We start from the raw sequence: 17,828 nt of genomic DNA, 5'->3' as shown, positions 1-17,828 counted from the left end.
TATAAGGAAATACAAACATGAGTGCAGTTCAAACCTTAATAAATGAAGTAAGCCAAAAAATCCATGCTTTAGAGATCGCGCAAGCATTATACAGTCGCCAGCTCTCGCCAGACTTTAATACCTTTGATTATATCAATACCGATGAATTAGGGCTTAGTCGTATTTTAGCGTTTTTACTTGATCCACAAGGTAATCACGCTCAACAGGAAACCTTTTTAAAGTTATTTATCGAGCATTGTTTACCCGATATGTATGAAGTTTCAGAAAGACAGATTTTTCTTAACAACATCGAAAAAACGGAAGTTTTTCTTGAAGAAGTGACTAGAAAAAGTAACAGTCTACGTCGAATGGACATATATCTAAGATGCAAGGTGGATGATGAAAACTACGGTATTTGTATTGAAAATAAACCCTATGCAGCAGACCAGTTTGAACAGTTAAAGGATTATTCGGAAGAGCTTGAAAAAAGAGACCACAAGGCTTGGCACCTTGTTTATCTTAATGAAGCTAATGAAGGTCCGAGCGAATACAGTATTGATAAGAGTAAGTTAAAAGAGTTAAAAAGTAAGAGACAGTATAGTCATCTTCGTTTTAGCGAATTATTAGGTTGGCTCAAAGCTTGCCAAGTCGAATGTCAGAATCATAGCGTTTGTGAGTTCCTCGCACAGTTAATCAAGTTTATTCAAAAGCAATTTATGGGGATTGAAGATATGAGTGAAAGCAATGCAATTTTAGAAATAATGAAACAGAGTAAAAGTAATTTAGACGCTAGCCTAAAAATTCATAACAATGTGCAAAAAATGAGGATAGAGCTAATACAGAAGCTTAAAAAAGGTTTGATATCACAGTGTCAGCACAGAGAGTACACGTTAGATTTTGACAATATTGGCAAAGGCCAAAATTGTGAGTATTTTGGCTTTAAAATGAAAGATGATGACAGAGGGTTCATTAGTCTAGAGTTCGCAACAGATTTCAATAATCCAGGATTAGGTATTAGGTTTTATACTGAGGAAGATACTAAAAACCCTGATAATCTAACTTATGCAACTGAGGTCAAGCGTCTGTTTAATGATCGTTTTACTAATAAGAAGATTATATCTAACAAATGGTGGCCTGCGTATTACGAGTTTCAACCATTTGATTGGACAAGTAACGGTGAGCCTTGGTATCAAATTGAAACAGGAGCTATGGCAATCAAAATCTTAGAAGAAGTCGACACTATTTACTGCATGTTAAAAGCAGAAAGTTCATTTCATATTAAGGATAAATAATATGAATAACGCTTCTAATATAAAGCCATGGATGACAGAGCTTTGGGCATGGGCTGATAAGTTTAAGATTCCTGATGAAGTGTTGCCACGTGATCACGCTACTCTATTGGTGTTAACAGACCTGAGTATTGATTGTAGTCAATTAACTAATTTACCTGAAGGTATTGGTTATTTATACAACTTAACCAATCTCACGCTAAACTGCGAAGCGCTTGAGTGTTTGCCGGAGTCACTAGGTCAATTAAGTCAGTTAGAGCGATTGACGATTACTAGTCATAAAATACAGCAGTTTCCTGATGGCATCGCTAATCTTGAAAGTCTACGGCTGATAGATGTTCCCAAGCAGTTGATTGCTCAATTACCAAATGCTGTCATTGAAAGATATCGCAATAATGAGTTATGGATTAGAAATATATTTGTTACTAAGTTATATACACCACAAATGAGTGAATATGAGTTATGTGATTTTGGATTTTTCCTTACTAGTGACAATTGGGAGGAAAAAGCACTAATTGATCTGAGGTTCAAAACAGCGCCAGAGTTCTTACTCGGTTTGCAAACCACTGAAAAAACTATTGATGCTTTTGATGTGATGGATGGTGTGATCATTTGCAAGCCTGATGAAGTACAAAAAATAATAAATATGTTTAAAGATATATTTTGCAACGAGACGGTAGGTATAGACTTTGGAGATATTAGAGAAACAATAAATTTTGCGAAACCTGCTAAATTTATACAAGCTAGTGCATTAAAAGTATCTGAATCAGACAAAGTATTTAGTCAGATCATTGATCAGATTCCTGAAGATGTCACAATAAACGCTATAATGTTTCAAGCTGAAAGTAACCGTCAACTTACGCTTGATGAGCTTAGAATTGCATCAGATACTATTGATAAAATGGATATAGACGATAAATGTGTTTTCTATAATGCAGAAGTTGTCGATAAGCCTGAGCACTGTTGGATGGGTATGATATATATGATCGGGTAGTTTGGCGTAAGGTAATGGCTTGAATGAAATTGTGGACATCGTTTGCAAATAATTATTATTAAGTAGCAAGGAATACAGGAAATGAAAACTACAAATAAGCATCTATTTGATGATTTTATTCAAGCTCAAAATACTATTTATCCATCGGTTATTAAAGAGTTAACCGAAGGGCGTAAGCGGACCCATTGGATGTGGTTTATTTTCCCGCAAGTGAAAGGGTTGGGACATAGCACAATGGCTCGGCGTTTTGCAATTGAGAGTCTAGAGCAAGCAAAAGAGTATTTGCAGTACGACGTACTTGGAGCACGGTTAATAGAGTGTGCTGAATTATTATTGTTGCATCCTGATAAAAGCGCTTTAGCAATTTTCGGATCAATCGATACGCTGAAATTACACTCTTCGCTTACGCTGTTTACTTTAGCCTCTTCTAATAAAAAATGTGTTTTTGATGAGCTTTTGGATCAGTATTTTGAAGGCAGTTACGATGTAAATACCATCAGAATGTTAATGCAGTTGAGTGGTCAATAATAGCGCCAATCTCAACCGAACGAGATTTAACCAGCGCCAAAATTTGATACTTTTGGCTACATTAAACCCCCTTAACTATCAGTGAGCATAACCATGAAGTATCAGATTGATGACTCGCATATAGATGACATACCTAGTGCTGTTCTATATAGACAAACCATGGATCATTACCCTAAGTCTGCTATTGGCTGCTTTATCGTCAGCGATGGTTGGGATGACCAAACGTTACTAGAATTAAAGGAGCGTATAGGGGCTTATTTTTTAGTGGGCTTACAAACAGATGATAATGAATTTGAGCGCTTAGATATTATAGAGGGCGTTATTAGATGTCAGCCTAATGAAGTAGATAATGTCATTAGAATACTTGATGTAAACTCTGCAAGTACCATCATCGGTATAGATGTTGTGGATATCAAAATTTTGTTTGAGTATGGCAATTCATTCCAGTTCATTCAAGCAAGTGCCACAGGTGAATCTGAAACAGATTTAATAAAAGTAACAACGCATAATCTTGTGGATCAACTTTCGACAGCACGCAATACTAAAGCATTGTTTATTGGAATGGAGAGCGTTCAAAGCTTACCAATAGAAGCTTTCGCTTATATATCAGAAGCTGTTGAATCGTTGTTATCTAATGATGATGCGTCTATCTATTACCGTTCAAGTATGACTGATGAGCCTAACTCTTTTCATTTAAAAGCTATATATGCCTTGGCATAGCTCAGTTTTGAGTGCAGTGTGGAATAGTGCATGAACTGGTTTGGGTATTCCTTCAAGTTATCAAACCCCGATATTAATAGCGTCACCTAAGAAAAATAAATTTCATACTCCAGCCCTCTACACTATATAGATAATAGCACATAGAGCTTTCCCGACTTGTCAGAGTAAGATTGATCCATGGCATATGCAGATATTAATAATATTTTAAACACCATAATATTGAGGGGTTTATTACCTAATAAGTTATAGTTTTAATAAGAACTTGATCTACTTGAGCGTTAAATATTTCTAGTATCGATCTCAATTTTCAGCATAGCTCAAACTGACTACATCAGTATATTTATACCGACTCTAATGCTTGCTGGCATGCTTGAGCTAAATAAGGGTCAACACTGTCCTGTTTGAGCAGCCATTTAATATAGCCAGTACCTTCAGAGCTCGCAGCTAAATCTGCAATAGCCTCACCCTTATGCTTACCAAAACTTAAGTGTGTGGGTATACGTGCCATTTGACTAAACTCATATAAGCTCTCCACATCACTTATCTCATGACCTTGACTGTTAGCCATATCAATCAGACTACCAAGCACTAGCTCAGTGAAGTAGATGTCAGCAATGGCAGCATGCGCGTTCTTTGCTTGAGCGCGCGCTATATCACGGTGGAAGTGATAGAGGAGGGATACTAGCTTATGGCTCTCAAGCGTAGGAAGGAGAAAGTTAGCCATCGCATTGGTACAAATTAACTTAGGCTCATGGGTCACGCCAGCATTTTTGAGAACGGCCATGTCAAAATCAATATTGTGGCCAATTAAATACTTAACACTACTAGGTAGTCTGAAGTTTGTATGAGGTGGTTCATCTGCCACATCCTCATCACAGATATGTGATATCGCCATAGAGCCTAAGCTAATTTCTTTTAAAGGATTAAAGCGCTTAGCTCGCGGAGCTTGCAATACAAAGACCTTGCTATCGTTTATTTCAACAATAGAATAGGCCGCTTCAGTCATGTGCGGTTCAATAAGTCCCGTCGTTTCTGTGTCGAGTATATAAGTAGTCATAATTTTATTTGTAGTTCTTATTTGAGGATGAGATTTAAAATAATGAAATATTTGATGTGATTAGCATCGGATCAGACAGCTAATAGTAAGTAACAAATTAACATATAAATTGGTAATAGCTATCATTTATCAGGTTTCTTGATTAAGTAATCGCCAATTGGTGAAACTATATATGAAAACTAAACTAAGGATTTAATCATGAGAAGTTTATATTCACAAAAACCAACACTCGAGCGATGTAATAATATCCCCCGACTCCTTAGCATTAAGGATGTCGTTAATTATACTAGCCTTAGTCGTTCTACCATCTATGAGATGATTAATGAAGAGTCTGATCGCTACGATCCAACGTTCCCAAAAAAGGTACAACTTACAAAAGTCAGAGTAGTATGGGTAGCGAGTGAAATAGCCGAGTGGATTAATAACAAAATCGGGGAACGTTTAGTATAAACAATAGAAAATCTATTGAGTAAAAATATGCTTCTAGCTACCTTAGAATGAGCGCTAGCTGAACGTAATAACTAAAAATATGTGGTCGTTTGAAGTTGATTGATATGACAAGTTAGTCTAGCAGGGCTGGCTGGATAAAATAGCTTCATTGGTAGGCCAAGCTTTACATAATGAAAGGCTTAGTATTATAAGTCTGAGTTACAGTGAATTAATTAATCGCACCTCTAAGGGTTTTTATAGTGACAACAGCAGAATTTCAGCTTAACTTTCTAAGACGTATTCAAACCCCGATATCATTCAGGCTACCTAAGAATTTTGTAAAACTGACAAAGCCCTGTTAAGCGTTTGCTATTATAGCCTAGCAGGGTTTCTTTGTGCCAAATCGTACTAGGCGCATATCACTCTACTCTATGAATACTGATAATGCGATATCCTAAAAAAGGACAGAATAGTCACCTGATGAGTAAGAGGAAATTAAACATCACCTTTATAAGTTGTCAGTCACTCGTGATCAATATCGACTCAAAATATCGCATAACCTAGAAAAAAAATTACTAGGTAATCTACTATACTTGTCTTAACGATAATCACTGATGAGCGAGTGAACATGACAGCTATTTTAATTGATGAGGATGAACCTCTTATTGAAACAATAGCCCATGCCTGCGCCATTACCTTTAAAGGCAATGCCAGCAACGGACTACAACAAGACGCATTTTTCTTCTTAGATCACTGGTATCAAGAGGATTTAGGAGTGATGCCAGCGACCCAAGTTGTTGCTCCATTTTGCCTTGCCGTATCGGACGGTGTCGGTAGTTCTAACCAGTCACAGCACTGTTCAAAGGCAGTTGTCAAAGCAATTAGATCACTATGGAATGACGATCAAGTAAACGTCCGAAACATGACCTCAGATCGTATCTATCAACAACTGAGCCAAACCAAGCACACCAAAAAACGCTATGGTGCTGCGTCAACTCTCGCAATGATCATCGGCATGCTGAATGATGACGACTCAATCAATATAGACATCACTCATGTAGGTGACAGCCGTGTGTACTTGCTAACAAAAGAATCAAAAGAATGGCAATGCTTGACTCGTGATCATAATCTGCTTAATGAGCTGGTAGATGAGCAAGCGAAAGATGAAGATCGCCAAGTAGAGTTTACGGAGTACAATCGCACAGGTATGGCAGGCAGCTTATATAGCATTACTGAATGCTTTGCTTTAGCAGTAGATAGTGATGACCCAAGCAGCGAGCCACCTAGAAGTATAAGGCAAAACATCACGGTACAATCAGGCAATAGTCTCATTGTCTGTACTGACGGTGTTCATGACTTAGTGCCAAGTAATGAATGGGCGCGTATCGATAATCAAACGGATTTACAGGAGTGGCTACAGTCGCTTAGGAATCAAGTGTATGACTCAGATGGTCATGCTTATGATAATGGCACGGCGATTGTGGTGCGGTTTGATTAACCTTTTTATAAGAGCCTACTTTTAAGATGACAGTTTGATAGATTCGATAACCTATAGAGTAGCTTATATGTCTACACACCCAATCGCAACCTACAAAAAATCAGCCCGTTTGTTTGCGCTCTATCAGCGCTTGCCACGTAGTAAAGACAAGGCAATATCACTCACAGAGCTAATGAATGTTTATGGCAATAATCCTAACCATTACGCAAACGAGCGCAAAAATTTAGAGAACGATCTAACAAGTCTCAATCAAATATTCAATGACGTTTTTCACAGCGATGCTTTAATGCGTCTGCCAGCTTGGGGACGGAATATCAGCGGACAGACGGCAAGGTTTTATATTGAGCCAAGCTTTAGTATTGGTGTCATTAATGAGCAAACGGTGTTCTTTTGGCAAATGCTTGATAAATATACCGCAAACTATTTACCAACGTCTTTCAAGCAAAGTATTAGTGAAAAGCTTGCCCAGTTAGATCGTCAAGATAAGACCAGCTTCAATCAAAGCAGACTAGGGCAGTGGCAAAATCATCTCATTACCCTGCCGAGTATCGTACAAGCACCAAAGCTTGATAGTGACGTGCTCGCTAGTATCCATCAGGCGTTATTACACAACAAGCAGCTTCAAATCAGCTATCAAAACAAATGGCGTAACAGTCGTACAATCAGGGTAATCTATCCTAAAGGACTTATTTTCATCGACAATATGATCTATCTTACTGGGTTTAATCCAACGAGTGATCATATCGATGATAACGTCCTGTTGAAGGCACATCGTAATTTTGCAGTTAATCGTATTGAAGCAGCTGAAGTAACAGAGCAGTTGGTACCGGACTGGGTAGTGCGCAATGCTTTTACTCTTGAGAATCTACGTAAGCTAGGAAAGTTGGAATTGAATAATGGTTTAAAAATCGGACTGGTTCTAAAGGTGCAAAAATATGCCTGCCAGCATTTATATGAGCGGCCGTTATCATCTACTCAAACGATTACGGTTATCGATGACACTTGGAACGAAGTGCGTGCAACAGTTGCCAATACGCAGCGCTTGCAAGACTGGCTGGTTAGTATGTCGCAGTTGGCAGTGGTGATTGAGCCTAACGAGTTAAAAGCAGTAATTTTAGAGCGCCTAGAAAGTGGAATGAAATTATATACAAAATAGCTGATCAAGAGTTTTACCAAAATCACTCAAACACAAATACATTTTTTAATTTAATCAAGGGGCTAGAATGACCACACCTAACTTATTTAAATTTGCCACCTCTGAATTATCACAAGACGCTTTTATTTGTTGGCTTCTTTCTTGGGCAGACCAAGACTATCAGACAGGAAGCGATAAGCATAGAGCGCTAAATAGATTAGCAACCAGTGTGTTGGCGTTATTCTTCAAAAAAGCGGGTAAATCGCTACCAAGTCGTATTGATAAAGTAGTAGTAAAACGTCAGGTGAGTAATATTGATGTTCTTTGTATTGTTAACGACACTTACTGTGTATTAATCGAAGATAAAGTAGGTAGTTTGCAGCATTCCGATCAGTTGGTTCGATACAAGCAGTTTATGCTTAATGGACACGCTCAAACCTTTACAGAAGATAAAATCATTCCTATTTATTTGCAAACGCATGATCAAAGCAACTACAAAGCTGTGTTAAAGGACGGTTTTTATCCAGTAACTAGACAAGATTTATTAGACCTCTTTAATAGTGAACAAAATGCGGCACTGCAAGAGAGTGATATATATAGCGATTATCATAACCATCTGCAGTCTATTGAAGAAGCGGTGCAAAGCTTTAAGTCAAAGCCTGTCAACGAATGGAAAAAACGCGCTTGGATTGGCTTTTTTCAATATTTACAGTCTTACTTAGGAGAAGGCAATTGGGGTTATGTTGCTAATCCTTCGGGCGGCTTTATGGGCTTTTGGGGTTTGGGTCATAGAGTAGAAAATAATATAGATATTTACTTGCAAATCGAGCAAGAGAAAATTTGCTTTAAAATGTCTGTTCCTGCTAAGGAAGGACGAAGTAAGATTAGGAATGAGTTTTATAAACTATTTAAGATAGAAGCTTCTGATTTTGATTTAAAAGTGACTAAGCCAAAGCGCTTTGGTTCAGGTAGGCATATGACCTTTGCTGTATTAGACACAGATATATTTGATGGTAAAAGTTCGATAGATCTGCAACAGGTAGATAGGCTAATGAATGAAGTGCAAAAATTCATTAACCATGCCGTAAATCAGTATAAAAATAAAAACGAGTGATAGTCGCAGTGTCATAATATTTAAAATAATAAAGGGTCTAATGATGAAATATCAGCTCGATAAATCGAAAGTAGATGACATTCCATGTATCGCTTTATATCGACCAAATAAAGGCCATTATTCGCCATCTGTTATCGCATGTTTTATCCTCAGTGATGGTTGGAATGAGCTGGCATTGCTAAAGCTAAAAGAGAAAGCAGAGGCTGATATTTTAGTAGGCTTACAAACAGATGATCATGAGTATGAACGCTTAGATATCATAGAAGGGGTTATTAGATGTCAGCTAGATGAAGTAAACGATGTCATTAGACTGCTTGATGTTAATTCAGCCAGTACGCTTATCGGTATAGACGTTATAGATATCGAAAGCTTGTTCAAGCGTGGTTATTCATTTCAGTTTGTCCAAGCAATTGCCACAGGTGAGCCTGAATCAGATATGATAAAAACAGCTACATATAAGATGATTGGTCTACTTACCAACGCTCGTAATACTAAAGGGGTGCTTATTGGGACGCAGAGCGTGCAAAGTCTTCCACTGGAAGCCTTTGCTTATATATCAGATGCTATTGAGGAGTTGTTGTCTAATGATAATGCATTTACTTATCTCAGCTCAAGTATGACTGAAGAGCCTGACTGTTTTCGTTTAAAGGCGGTTTATGCTGAAGAAAAACAAAGCCACACGTAATAAACGTATGGCTTTGGCTGCTACTATCGATTGAGGCTAGTTCTATTTGCTAATAGAGTCTCCGCGCCACATAGCATGCTCACATACTGCACAAAACCAACTCTCTTTTGCCCGCATATAAGCAATATCGGCAGGTACTTCAATAGGACAGGCGTTTCCGCAATATTCACAACACACATCATCTAAGCAAGCGTAGCATTGGCTTACGGTTTCAAATAATGTATGGGTACTAATGCTATACTTTTGACAAAGTAAACTAACATAATCCACATAGCTGATTTTATGATCATAGGCCCAATAATCCTCACAGACCCGTTTGTCCCAAGCGTTTTGTGTCATGCTCCATTCAATGCTGATGCCCACAACGTACTCCTTTTTAATGACCGATACCTATGATTAGCGTTACCTTTTTATAATAATGATATCTATCGAACCAGTCGCACCTATCATCATTAGTGAGCTATTGAGCAGCAAGATAGGTATATGACATAATAAAGCGTTAGTCAGCATAAAATAGTTTTTGACGGAAACTTAGTTATTGCCAACGAGTATTATTTTAACAGAAAAGTAGTCACTGGCAAGTATTTTTTACTTACCAATAAGGATTTTATTGTGATTTCATGTAATCTACCAGTGCTTTTAGCAGAAAGAAGATTGCGAGTTGCAGATTTAGTAAGAATGACAGACATCAGCAAGTCAACGCTTCATAGAATTTATAACGATGAGACAACTCGCATAGAATTCGATACCCTGAGTAAGTTGTGCCAAGTATTAAAAGTCACCCCAGGGGATGTTTTAAAGTATGTTCCCGATGTTAATGAAGAGAACTAAGCTTGATAGGAAGGTCTACTGATATAAGACGTTAACCTCCTCACCCAACTAAAATTGAAATTTTAAAATACTCTTTAGCCTTTATTTGTCATGGGTTAGGGAGTATTTTTTTGTCTAAAAAATGGTTGTGAATCAGTATTTTAGTTGGATAGGGATAAAAATATAACAGCAATATTAAAGGCTTTACAATTGATAAGTTATAACATATCATAATTAATATAATTCACTATTATAAATAGTAAAATGAATAAAATTCATCTAAAGCCTACTCAGAAGTTTATAACTTTCAGTAAATATAATCTGGTTGTTCATCAAGATGCGCAAAAGGCATTGCTGATATGGCATCAATTTAGGCCAAGAATAGCTAGTATAAATATAGGTGGCTTGGATGATTATTACCGCCCACCGCTACGATTGGTGATTGGTAAAGATTCGACTTATTATTTTTTTAATGAGTTTAGAAGGTTTGATGAAATTCTAATAGAAGAGACTAGTTCACGTCAGCCTTGCTTAGTTGCTGCTGAAAGCCTGAGAGATATTAAGCGCTTAGCTTGGAGTGAGGTGATCGAGCTAGCCTTCTCAAGGGGAATTAATCATCCTGAGTTCCTAAAGGCTTTAAGCTCCAGTGCTCCAAAAAGCATTATTTGCGAACTCATGAATATTGAGCGCCTAACGGTAGATAATTATTGTAGGTTCGCTGGTATCAGCCAAAGTGCTTATGAGTATCAGCAGTGTAAATTAGCCAATGATGAGGTGATGCTGGGGCTACCCAAAAACCTGAGTTGGATGGAAACTTCTTATGGTTCACACTAAATTATTTAATGAAGTAATCGATAGGCGAGTGTTTGATAAGCTTATCCCAATAGATTCACCACATCACATACAAATGTCTCAGCTTGTGATTGATGTGATTAATTTAGTGCCAGATGATGATATTGATTTACTGTCCTCAACATCGGAGTCTAATTTTGCAGACTTTACTGGCATAGACTGCACTGAGGTAATGACACAAACCATTCGGGAAGGTAAAACTGGAGAGTGGGCGGTTACCTATATGCTGATAGTCTTCTATCAGGCCTATGGTGCGATAGACGTTAATAGTAATGCTTGGCGGTTTATGAGTGGCTACTTAAAGGTTATGGTTATGATCACAGTACGCCATGATGAGCACTTTGCCAAAATAGATAAGCTTGGTGTGCGTGTTCGTATGGCGCTAAGACCTTCTGATCCGCAGCGTGGCATTCTCGACCAGTTAATCCGCATTCACGATCAATGCGATAGCTTGTCCTCATGCTTATCTCATATCAGACAATATGAAACGAGCGTTAAACAGAAAGAGGCAACAGGTAAAACAGCGAACCAATATCTTGGTAGTAAAATCGGTCAAATCAGGCTGGCTTATGAGGTAGCAATTAATAATAAAACCTTTGTTGGTAAAACTTATACTGGGAGCACTAAACGCGTAAAGTCGGCTCAAACCATCATCAAGACAGTGGTGAGTACTGACAATGAGCCACTACAAAGAATAGTGTTTGGTACGAAACAATCAAAAAAGCACAGTAACGTGGCAATCGCTGAAAATATTGCTGATGACGACGAAGTACCTTTGCTAGACAATGACTTTAAGCCAGCCACACAAATTGCTAAATCCTCTGAGCTGCAGCAATGGCGATTAAAGAACAACCATCAACATGCCCGCCGTAATCAATTTCATTTCCCAACCAATCATCGTCAGTTAAGCATTACCGGATATCAGATGCTATTTGCCACGCTTTGGCAACGCTTTATGAGTGTTGATAAAGAGGGAGGCACTGGGTATGCCGTTTTAATACTATCACTGTTAAGCGGTCTTAGTATTGATAGCATCATTGCTGATTGGCAATGCAGTCGCAGTCAACGGCAGTATTTCGTCTATGACCGTGTCCGTGAAATCATTAGCATTGGCATCACGATTGATGTGACGACTAATACTCGAAGTCATCTGCTTGCCCACAAACAAAGCTACGGCAGTACCTTTTATCGCGCACTGCCTGAAGCTTTGCAAATCATGCTTGAGGATAAAATTACCGTTTCATCCGATACTGTTAAAGCCGCTATCTCTTACGCTAAAGATCTACTTAACCTACCAGCACTGAGTCCGCAGTATATTGAAGCAGGCCTACTTATCCTCATCAAAAACGAGATTAATAAGCCCTTATATGCTGATCTGATCACAGGTGTTGATGTACGGCATAGCTCTTCGCTGTATTACCTTAGCACTAAAACGGTAGAGCTAGAGCAAACCTATATAAAAGCGGTAGAGCTGATAACTGAATACTGCAATGATGAGCAAAAAGCACTTTTAATAGATGAGTGTAGCGTACCGATGAACGGGCATAGAAGCCACATTGGTAGTGATATGGCACTAAAGACCACAATGTGCCAGCAGTTCTTTAGTCAACTGGCTGTCAGTGCCGAGAGTTTTAATGGCAAGCTAAAATCCCACATGGATCGCTACATTGCGCAGTTTAATAGCTATAGTATTTGGCTGTGGCATATTGTTATGATCCAAACTGGTATTCGCCCAGTCAAGCACGCACCAGGCTTGCTACACCAGTTTGACTTTCAGCGGTGCATGCTATGGGTGTCTGACAAAGAAGAGCGTCATGCGCAGTCTGATGGCAGGCTCATTCCTCTTAGTAAGTTTTTGATAACGGCTATTCAAAACTACATTATTTATATTAAACAATTTGCCGCTATCTATAATCCATTATGTCCAGCAGCGCCTTATCCCATCAATGCCATCTTGCAATCAGAACAACCCCTCATTCAAATTTACCAAAAAAACCCAAAAGGCTTCGCCAGTATTACGCCAAGCCGAGTCCGTTATCAGTTGCAAGACTTTTTTAGTCATCAGGATAATTGGCTGCGTCATCAGCTGAGAACTATGCTCACAGGGCGCGTACCTGACTATCTAATTTGCGCGCTTTACGGTCACGAGCATCCTGATCAGGAGTTCATGCACCCGATGTCATCAAGCTCTATCAATCAGCTGCACCAGCTCAGCCCTCATTTAGATGCGATCGCTACAGATCTTCACTTAAAACAAATTGAGGTTCGTCTATATGGATAATATAAGTGCTCATAAACTGCGACAGCTTAATAGAGAAGAATCCAAAAAAAGTGTTAAGCATGACGCTAAAAAATTAATCGAAGAATATATCAATCAAAATTCTATGCAGCCGCCTTGTGAGCTGCAGTATCATTATTCAGCAATTAACCAGTTGCTAGAAGGGACGTTCGACACCGCTCAAAACTTCCAATTGGCTCGGCGTGGGTTTTTAGAGTTTGTTCGTGATTATAATAAAACTCACCAGATATATCTTAATGAGCCTGTGGTACCGATACTGGCAACTCGTGAGCGCTTGACCATTAACTATGATTGGTTTGTGAGTGGACGCGCTGTGGCAGACAGTAGTACGACAATGATAGAGGTTTGGCAACGAAAACGGCGTTTCTCAGTGAATGACTTGGTTGAAGGGGTGCTGTATTGCAGCATAATGTATGGTGGTATTAATGATATTGAGGTACTAAGAGCGTTATACGATTGGCTGTTTGGTGAGCGTCAGATGTATCAGATTGACATGCCAGCGACTGATGAAAAAAGTAGGGCAGAGTCAGTGGCTGTGATACCGCTTAGAGTGCGTGATGATAATTATGGCTGCGCGGCTGATGACAGTGAAAGCTTACACCGTTTTGTTGATTATATTCCTGATGATATGAGCTTGTGTTTTTTATATGCTCTAAAGGATAAAGAGTTAAACACGGCCAAGATAAAGTCATTTAATACCATAATTAACGATATTTCAAAAACGCTTAAGCTCACCAATAAAGATAGTGAGCGCCCGCAGCACTCATTGCTTATCAAATATGCCAACTATCACTGGCGGCAAATAGAAGGTAGCCTGATTGATGGTGCGCTTACTGTGGTAAAACAAGGTGGTCTCAAAACCACAGGGCTATCGACTGATAAGCTTATCCATTATAACCGAGAGGACATTAAGTCAAATCCTGTACCACTAACGTGGTCTGAACTGTTTAATGCCAGCTATCCATCACCAATAAAGTCGAATAGCCAAGGCGGTACCATAAACTACCCTAGTTTTAGTAAAAATCTGATCAAAGAAGTTCAAGAGGTGCTTAAATCAACCAGAAATGACGCTATTTCCACTATCACAATATTAAAAACAGTCGCTAGCCAGCCCAATGCGAAGCGTTTGCTCGGCTGGGCGTTATCGCTGCTTGATGATCATAGCATTCGGCTTAATACCATCAGTAAATACATCGGCTGCATTGGTCGCGACTGGCTAATGCTAACAATGGATGAGGAAATTAATCAATGGGAGGGTGATGATTTTGAGGAAATCTATGAGCAAATTATTCAAAGTAAGGTTAAAGATGGTCGGAAAAATTCAATCTTAAATAAATCATCTGAATTTAACCGGAGTACTGATGATACAGAAGATGAAGCCAACACACTAGTCGATTCTGTTGAACAGAAAGCAGAGCGAAATACTTCTACGCTAGATCATTTAAAGGATAACCAAAAATTCACTTATGGTCGTCTGCGAGCATTTCATGATTATCAGCGGGCGCGTTTCGATGCACCTTATGTGTATTTTCCATGGGGCAATAACCGGCAAGTGGTTAAAGCCGAAATGGTGTCACCGCGTGTATACCAAGCAATGCAAAATTATATTAAAACATCAGAGTTAGAGGTTGAGCAACAGCAGCTATGCCTAATTGTTTTGGCACTTGCTTATCGGACTGGTATGCGTATTAACGAGATCATTGGTATTAAGGTCGGCGATATTGCAGATATAAGCAGTATCAATGGCTATGTCATTGAGAACCCTAAAATTATCCTCAGACCTAACCATTATCGCAGACTTAAAAGCAGCAGCGCTAAACGAGTGATACCGATAGATAGCTTGCTGAAAGCAGATGAGCTAAAGCAAGTTATTTCGTATTATCATCAGCAGCGTAGACTAAAAAGAAAGTATTTATTTTCGCAAGGTTCAGGTGATCAACCACTGCCGCCTGTGTTTTTTAGTAATATGATGAAGATAATTTGGGATCACTTATTAAGCAATCATAGCTTTACTTTTCATAGCTTTCGGCATACGGCACTTAGTCAGCTGGCATTGGTGTTAAGCGGATCACCACTGGCTCAGGTGATGACAGACTATGATAAAGCCCATAGCGATGCTATCGTTAGCGTTGTGCTTGCTAATAACAAAGAAAAGGGGATGTGGTTTGGGCTAGCTAGTCTTGCCGGGCATTTAACGCCAGACACTACATTTGAGTACTATATTCATACCGCTCATTTGCTGGCTGGCTGGCAAATGAGTCAAGCTAAGCTTGTTATGCCTGTGACCGTATTTGAGATGGTAACAGGTATTAGTTATCAGACAGTGAATAGGCAAGAAGGTAGAGCATATGATGGCAGTACTAAACAGGTTAATCTTGATAAGATGCGTGGCTACTTAATTAACAAAGTTGTGAGCAAAGAGTCTTTATTTGTCGATAACAGTACATCAGTTAATGTAACTTACCCGCAAAACATAAAAAATGATGCGGTAGATACTCAGTTATCTATATTTATTCATCCAAAAATATACGATGTGATTGCGCTATTAGAGGAACTACAGACAGTAAATGTTGATAAACGAGCAGGGCAGTTGGCAGAGGTCGCACTTCGGCATGGTATCGCTATCAGTGATGCTAGAAAAATTTACAATAATGCTTGCCAGCTGTTTACCGATGATAGACTAATTTTAGGTGCACCTACCGGACATAAGAACCAAGAAGTTTTAGTGACTGCGCTTGATCGTGCGTATCAAATGTCAATTGATGAGCCTGCTAGACTGAAGTCGTTTGTGGAAATATTTAAAGATAAACACAACCTAAATACCTCATCGATTCATTTTGGGATTAAAGAGACCCGGCTTGAGATGCTACAGCAGTTCGTCACAGTAGGTTGTCAGCTTATCGATGCCAGTCATTGGCAGATTAGGGCGCATAGCGAGCAAGCAGTGCGTAATATTAAAAAAGAGCTAGGGCTTGATAGCGCAATACGTGTCGGCGCTCGTGAGAATTTCCATGGTTATGAGGTAAAAGTGGTACAGAAGAAGCACAAGCTATCTAATAAAAACATGGCTATCACTGATGAATATTACGGCTCTTCAGGATTACTGAAGTATGTTGGTCACACTTTAATGATATTGGTTAGACAAGAATAGATTTAAAGAGTTATTTTATATACGTGTCAAAAATATCATAAATTATAATCTAGACTTTTGTCAGTTTTGTCAGTTTTGTCAGTTTTGTCAGTTTTGTCAGTTTTGTCAGTTTTGTCAGTTTTGTCAGTTTTGTCAGTTCGGTTTGAGGTAATATATTAAAAAAGTGGTGGTGTTCTAAAAAGTATGCCGGTATCAGACGTAACCATAATTGACATAAAAGAACACCAGATCGAATACTTTAAAGTGATTATCAAGCTTTTTTGAGAAGCAACAAGTCTTTCTAACCGTTCGTCTTAACCGGTGTCTAAGACGGCAGTTATTACCTTCAATACCTACCGTATGTTTTTTGCCAATTCGTTTGTTATCACTTTTAAAGGCGGTTATAAAACTGTCCCAGTTATCCATACTAATAGAGCCATAGCTGACTTTAAGTTGCTCAAGACGTGCTCTTAGCTTCTTAGCCGTTTTCAAATCACGTTTGCCCCAGACATAAGCGACAATCTCATTAGTAGCACGGTCATAAGCGTAGATGAGCCAGACTTTACGCTTCTTGCGATACACGTAAGTCCAGAACTCATCAACCTCTAAGCGTTCATAGTAGCGCTTCTTAGGCGCGATCTTATAAACAGACAAGCCTATGGTGCTCAATACTTTACCGATACTGACTGAGGCTATAATAGCTATGTCTCTAACGCCGCAACCTCTAACCGTCATTAGCTGTATAATGTCTTCTATTTGAGAGTGACAGCCATTATAGTTTAAGGCATGGTCGCCAATGAACTGGCGGTTGCAGCCCTTACATTGGTAGTTTTGCTTACCATAGCTTTTTATGCCATTTTTCTTTGAACTGGGACTGTGACAGTCGGGGCAGCTAATATCTATTTGTGTCTTCATAACCTCAAATATATCATCTTGCTTTGGCTGTCATCCTTCTTTTAACTCCTCAGCATACTTTCTGATACACCACCGATAATTTTAATCTGTTGGCATCGCTAACAGACTAAAGTAAATCACTCTCCGATGTATTTGCGGCAGTTCAAAACATTTTATGTAGATTATTCTCTATTCTTGGCGCTGGAGCTTTACCTGTACTCACTTTTTTTAGATAGGATACTCCCTACCGTCAACTCCGTACATATACAATACATGGCTCATAGTGGTGATGCTAAAGAGCTGCTGGTTATCCTTGAGGTAGCGTAATTCACTAATAGTTCGCTAAATGAACTAGTTACAAATGTTGCATCGATTGTAGAAACTAACACTAAATATTAAAAAAGTATTATCTAAC

General features: G+C 38.8%; 16 protein-coding genes. 13 read left to right on the top strand and 3 right to left on the bottom strand.

The window, feature by feature from the left end; translation table 11 throughout:
- Window positions 1–17 precede the first annotated feature (17 nt).
- The 4 genes from HQR03_RS04960 to HQR03_RS04945 all read left to right on the top strand — a co-directional run bounded on the left by HQR03_RS04960 (window position 18) and on the right by HQR03_RS04945 (window position 3,510).
- Window positions 18–1,271 (top strand): PDDEXK-like family protein, encoded by a 1,254-nt coding sequence (locus tag HQR03_RS04960; protein WP_173239366.1) that lies wholly within the window; start codon window positions 18–20, stop codon window positions 1,269–1,271.
- A 1-nt stretch (window position 1,272) separates the two neighbouring features.
- Window positions 1,273–2,262, top strand: coding sequence for a leucine-rich repeat domain-containing protein (locus tag HQR03_RS04955; protein ID WP_173239365.1), 990 nt, complete (start codon window positions 1,273–1,275; stop codon window positions 2,260–2,262).
- Window positions 2,263–2,343: 81 nt separating this feature from the next.
- Complete coding sequence (locus HQR03_RS04950) at window positions 2,344–2,790, top strand: DUF1810 domain-containing protein (RefSeq protein ID WP_173239364.1); 447 nt, start codon at window positions 2,344–2,346, stop codon at window positions 2,788–2,790.
- A gap of 93 nt (window positions 2,791–2,883) precedes the next feature.
- Complete coding sequence (locus HQR03_RS04945; protein WP_173239363.1) at window positions 2,884–3,510, top strand: hypothetical protein; 627 nt, start codon at window positions 2,884–2,886, stop codon at window positions 3,508–3,510.
- 340 nt (window positions 3,511–3,850) lie between these two features.
- Here the strand turns inward: HQR03_RS04945 and HQR03_RS04940 are convergent, their stop codons facing one another.
- Complete coding sequence (locus HQR03_RS04940) at window positions 3,851–4,567, bottom strand: 3'-5' exonuclease (RefSeq protein ID WP_173239362.1); 717 nt, start codon at window positions 4,565–4,567, stop codon at window positions 3,851–3,853.
- A gap of 198 nt (window positions 4,568–4,765) precedes the next feature.
- On the opposite strand from HQR03_RS04940, the gene HQR03_RS04935 reads away from it, so the two are divergent.
- The 5 genes from HQR03_RS04935 (at window position 4,766) to HQR03_RS04915 (ending at window position 9,428) form a co-directional block, all read left to right on the top strand.
- On the top strand, window positions 4,766–5,017 hold the full coding sequence (locus HQR03_RS04935; protein ID WP_173239361.1) for a helix-turn-helix transcriptional regulator: 252 nt from the start codon (window positions 4,766–4,768) through the stop codon (window positions 5,015–5,017).
- A gap of 607 nt (window positions 5,018–5,624) precedes the next feature.
- Window positions 5,625–6,494: a PP2C family protein-serine/threonine phosphatase gene (locus HQR03_RS04930; protein ID WP_173239360.1), complete on the top strand. Its 870-nt coding sequence runs from the start codon at window positions 5,625–5,627 to the stop codon at window positions 6,492–6,494.
- 67 nt (window positions 6,495–6,561) lie between these two features.
- Window positions 6,562–7,650, top strand: a complete 1,089-nt coding sequence (locus tag HQR03_RS04925) for a helix-turn-helix transcriptional regulator (RefSeq protein ID WP_173239359.1) — start codon at window positions 6,562–6,564, stop codon at window positions 7,648–7,650.
- Window positions 7,651–7,717: 67 nt separating this feature from the next.
- On the top strand, window positions 7,718–8,743 hold the full coding sequence (locus HQR03_RS04920; RefSeq protein ID WP_173239358.1) for a PD-(D/E)XK nuclease family protein: 1,026 nt from the start codon (window positions 7,718–7,720) through the stop codon (window positions 8,741–8,743).
- A 43-nt stretch (window positions 8,744–8,786) separates the two neighbouring features.
- On the top strand, window positions 8,787–9,428 hold the full coding sequence (locus tag HQR03_RS04915; RefSeq protein ID WP_173239357.1) for a hypothetical protein: 642 nt from the start codon (window positions 8,787–8,789) through the stop codon (window positions 9,426–9,428).
- Between the two features lie 42 nt (window positions 9,429–9,470).
- On the opposite strand, the gene HQR03_RS04910 is transcribed toward HQR03_RS04915, so the two are convergent.
- The gene (locus tag HQR03_RS04910) at window positions 9,471–9,791 is read right to left on the bottom strand and encodes a hypothetical protein (RefSeq protein WP_319051798.1); all 321 of its coding nucleotides are present in this window, start codon (window positions 9,789–9,791) and stop codon (window positions 9,471–9,473) included.
- A 249-nt stretch (window positions 9,792–10,040) separates the two neighbouring features.
- Here HQR03_RS04910 and HQR03_RS04905 point away from each other — a divergent pair, with 249 nt between their 5' ends.
- From HQR03_RS04905 to HQR03_RS04890, 4 genes are all read left to right on the top strand, one after another.
- Entirely contained in the window at window positions 10,041–10,259 is a 219-nt protein-coding gene (locus HQR03_RS04905; RefSeq protein WP_173239356.1) for a helix-turn-helix domain-containing protein, read from the top strand.
- A 243-nt stretch (window positions 10,260–10,502) separates the two neighbouring features.
- Complete coding sequence (locus HQR03_RS04900; RefSeq protein ID WP_173239355.1) at window positions 10,503–11,072, top strand: hypothetical protein; 570 nt, start codon at window positions 10,503–10,505, stop codon at window positions 11,070–11,072.
- Window positions 11,059–13,371 carry a hypothetical protein gene (locus tag HQR03_RS04895; RefSeq protein WP_173239354.1) on the top strand — a complete coding sequence of 771 codons (2,313 nt, stop codon included), beginning with the start codon at window positions 11,059–11,061 and terminating at the stop codon, window positions 13,369–13,371. The genes HQR03_RS04900 and HQR03_RS04895 overlap by 14 nt, the downstream gene beginning before the upstream one ends.
- Window positions 13,364–16,540, top strand: a complete 3,177-nt coding sequence (locus HQR03_RS04890; RefSeq protein ID WP_173239353.1) for a site-specific integrase — start codon at window positions 13,364–13,366, stop codon at window positions 16,538–16,540. The genes HQR03_RS04895 and HQR03_RS04890 overlap by 8 nt, the downstream gene beginning before the upstream one ends.
- A 192-nt stretch (window positions 16,541–16,732) precedes the next feature.
- On the opposite strand, the gene HQR03_RS04885 is transcribed toward HQR03_RS04890, so the two are convergent.
- The gene (locus HQR03_RS04885) at window positions 16,733–17,434 is read right to left on the bottom strand and encodes an IS1 family transposase (protein WP_173239352.1); all 702 of its coding nucleotides are present in this window, start codon (window positions 17,432–17,434) and stop codon (window positions 16,733–16,735) included.
- Between the last annotated feature and the right edge of the window lie 394 nt (window positions 17,435–17,828).

The sequence above is a fragment of the Psychrobacter okhotskensis genome, from assembly GCF_013248965.1.
Taxonomy (GTDB): domain Bacteria; phylum Pseudomonadota; class Gammaproteobacteria; order Pseudomonadales; family Moraxellaceae; genus Psychrobacter; species Psychrobacter okhotskensis.
This window is presented reverse-complemented; position numbering and strand designations above follow the sequence as displayed.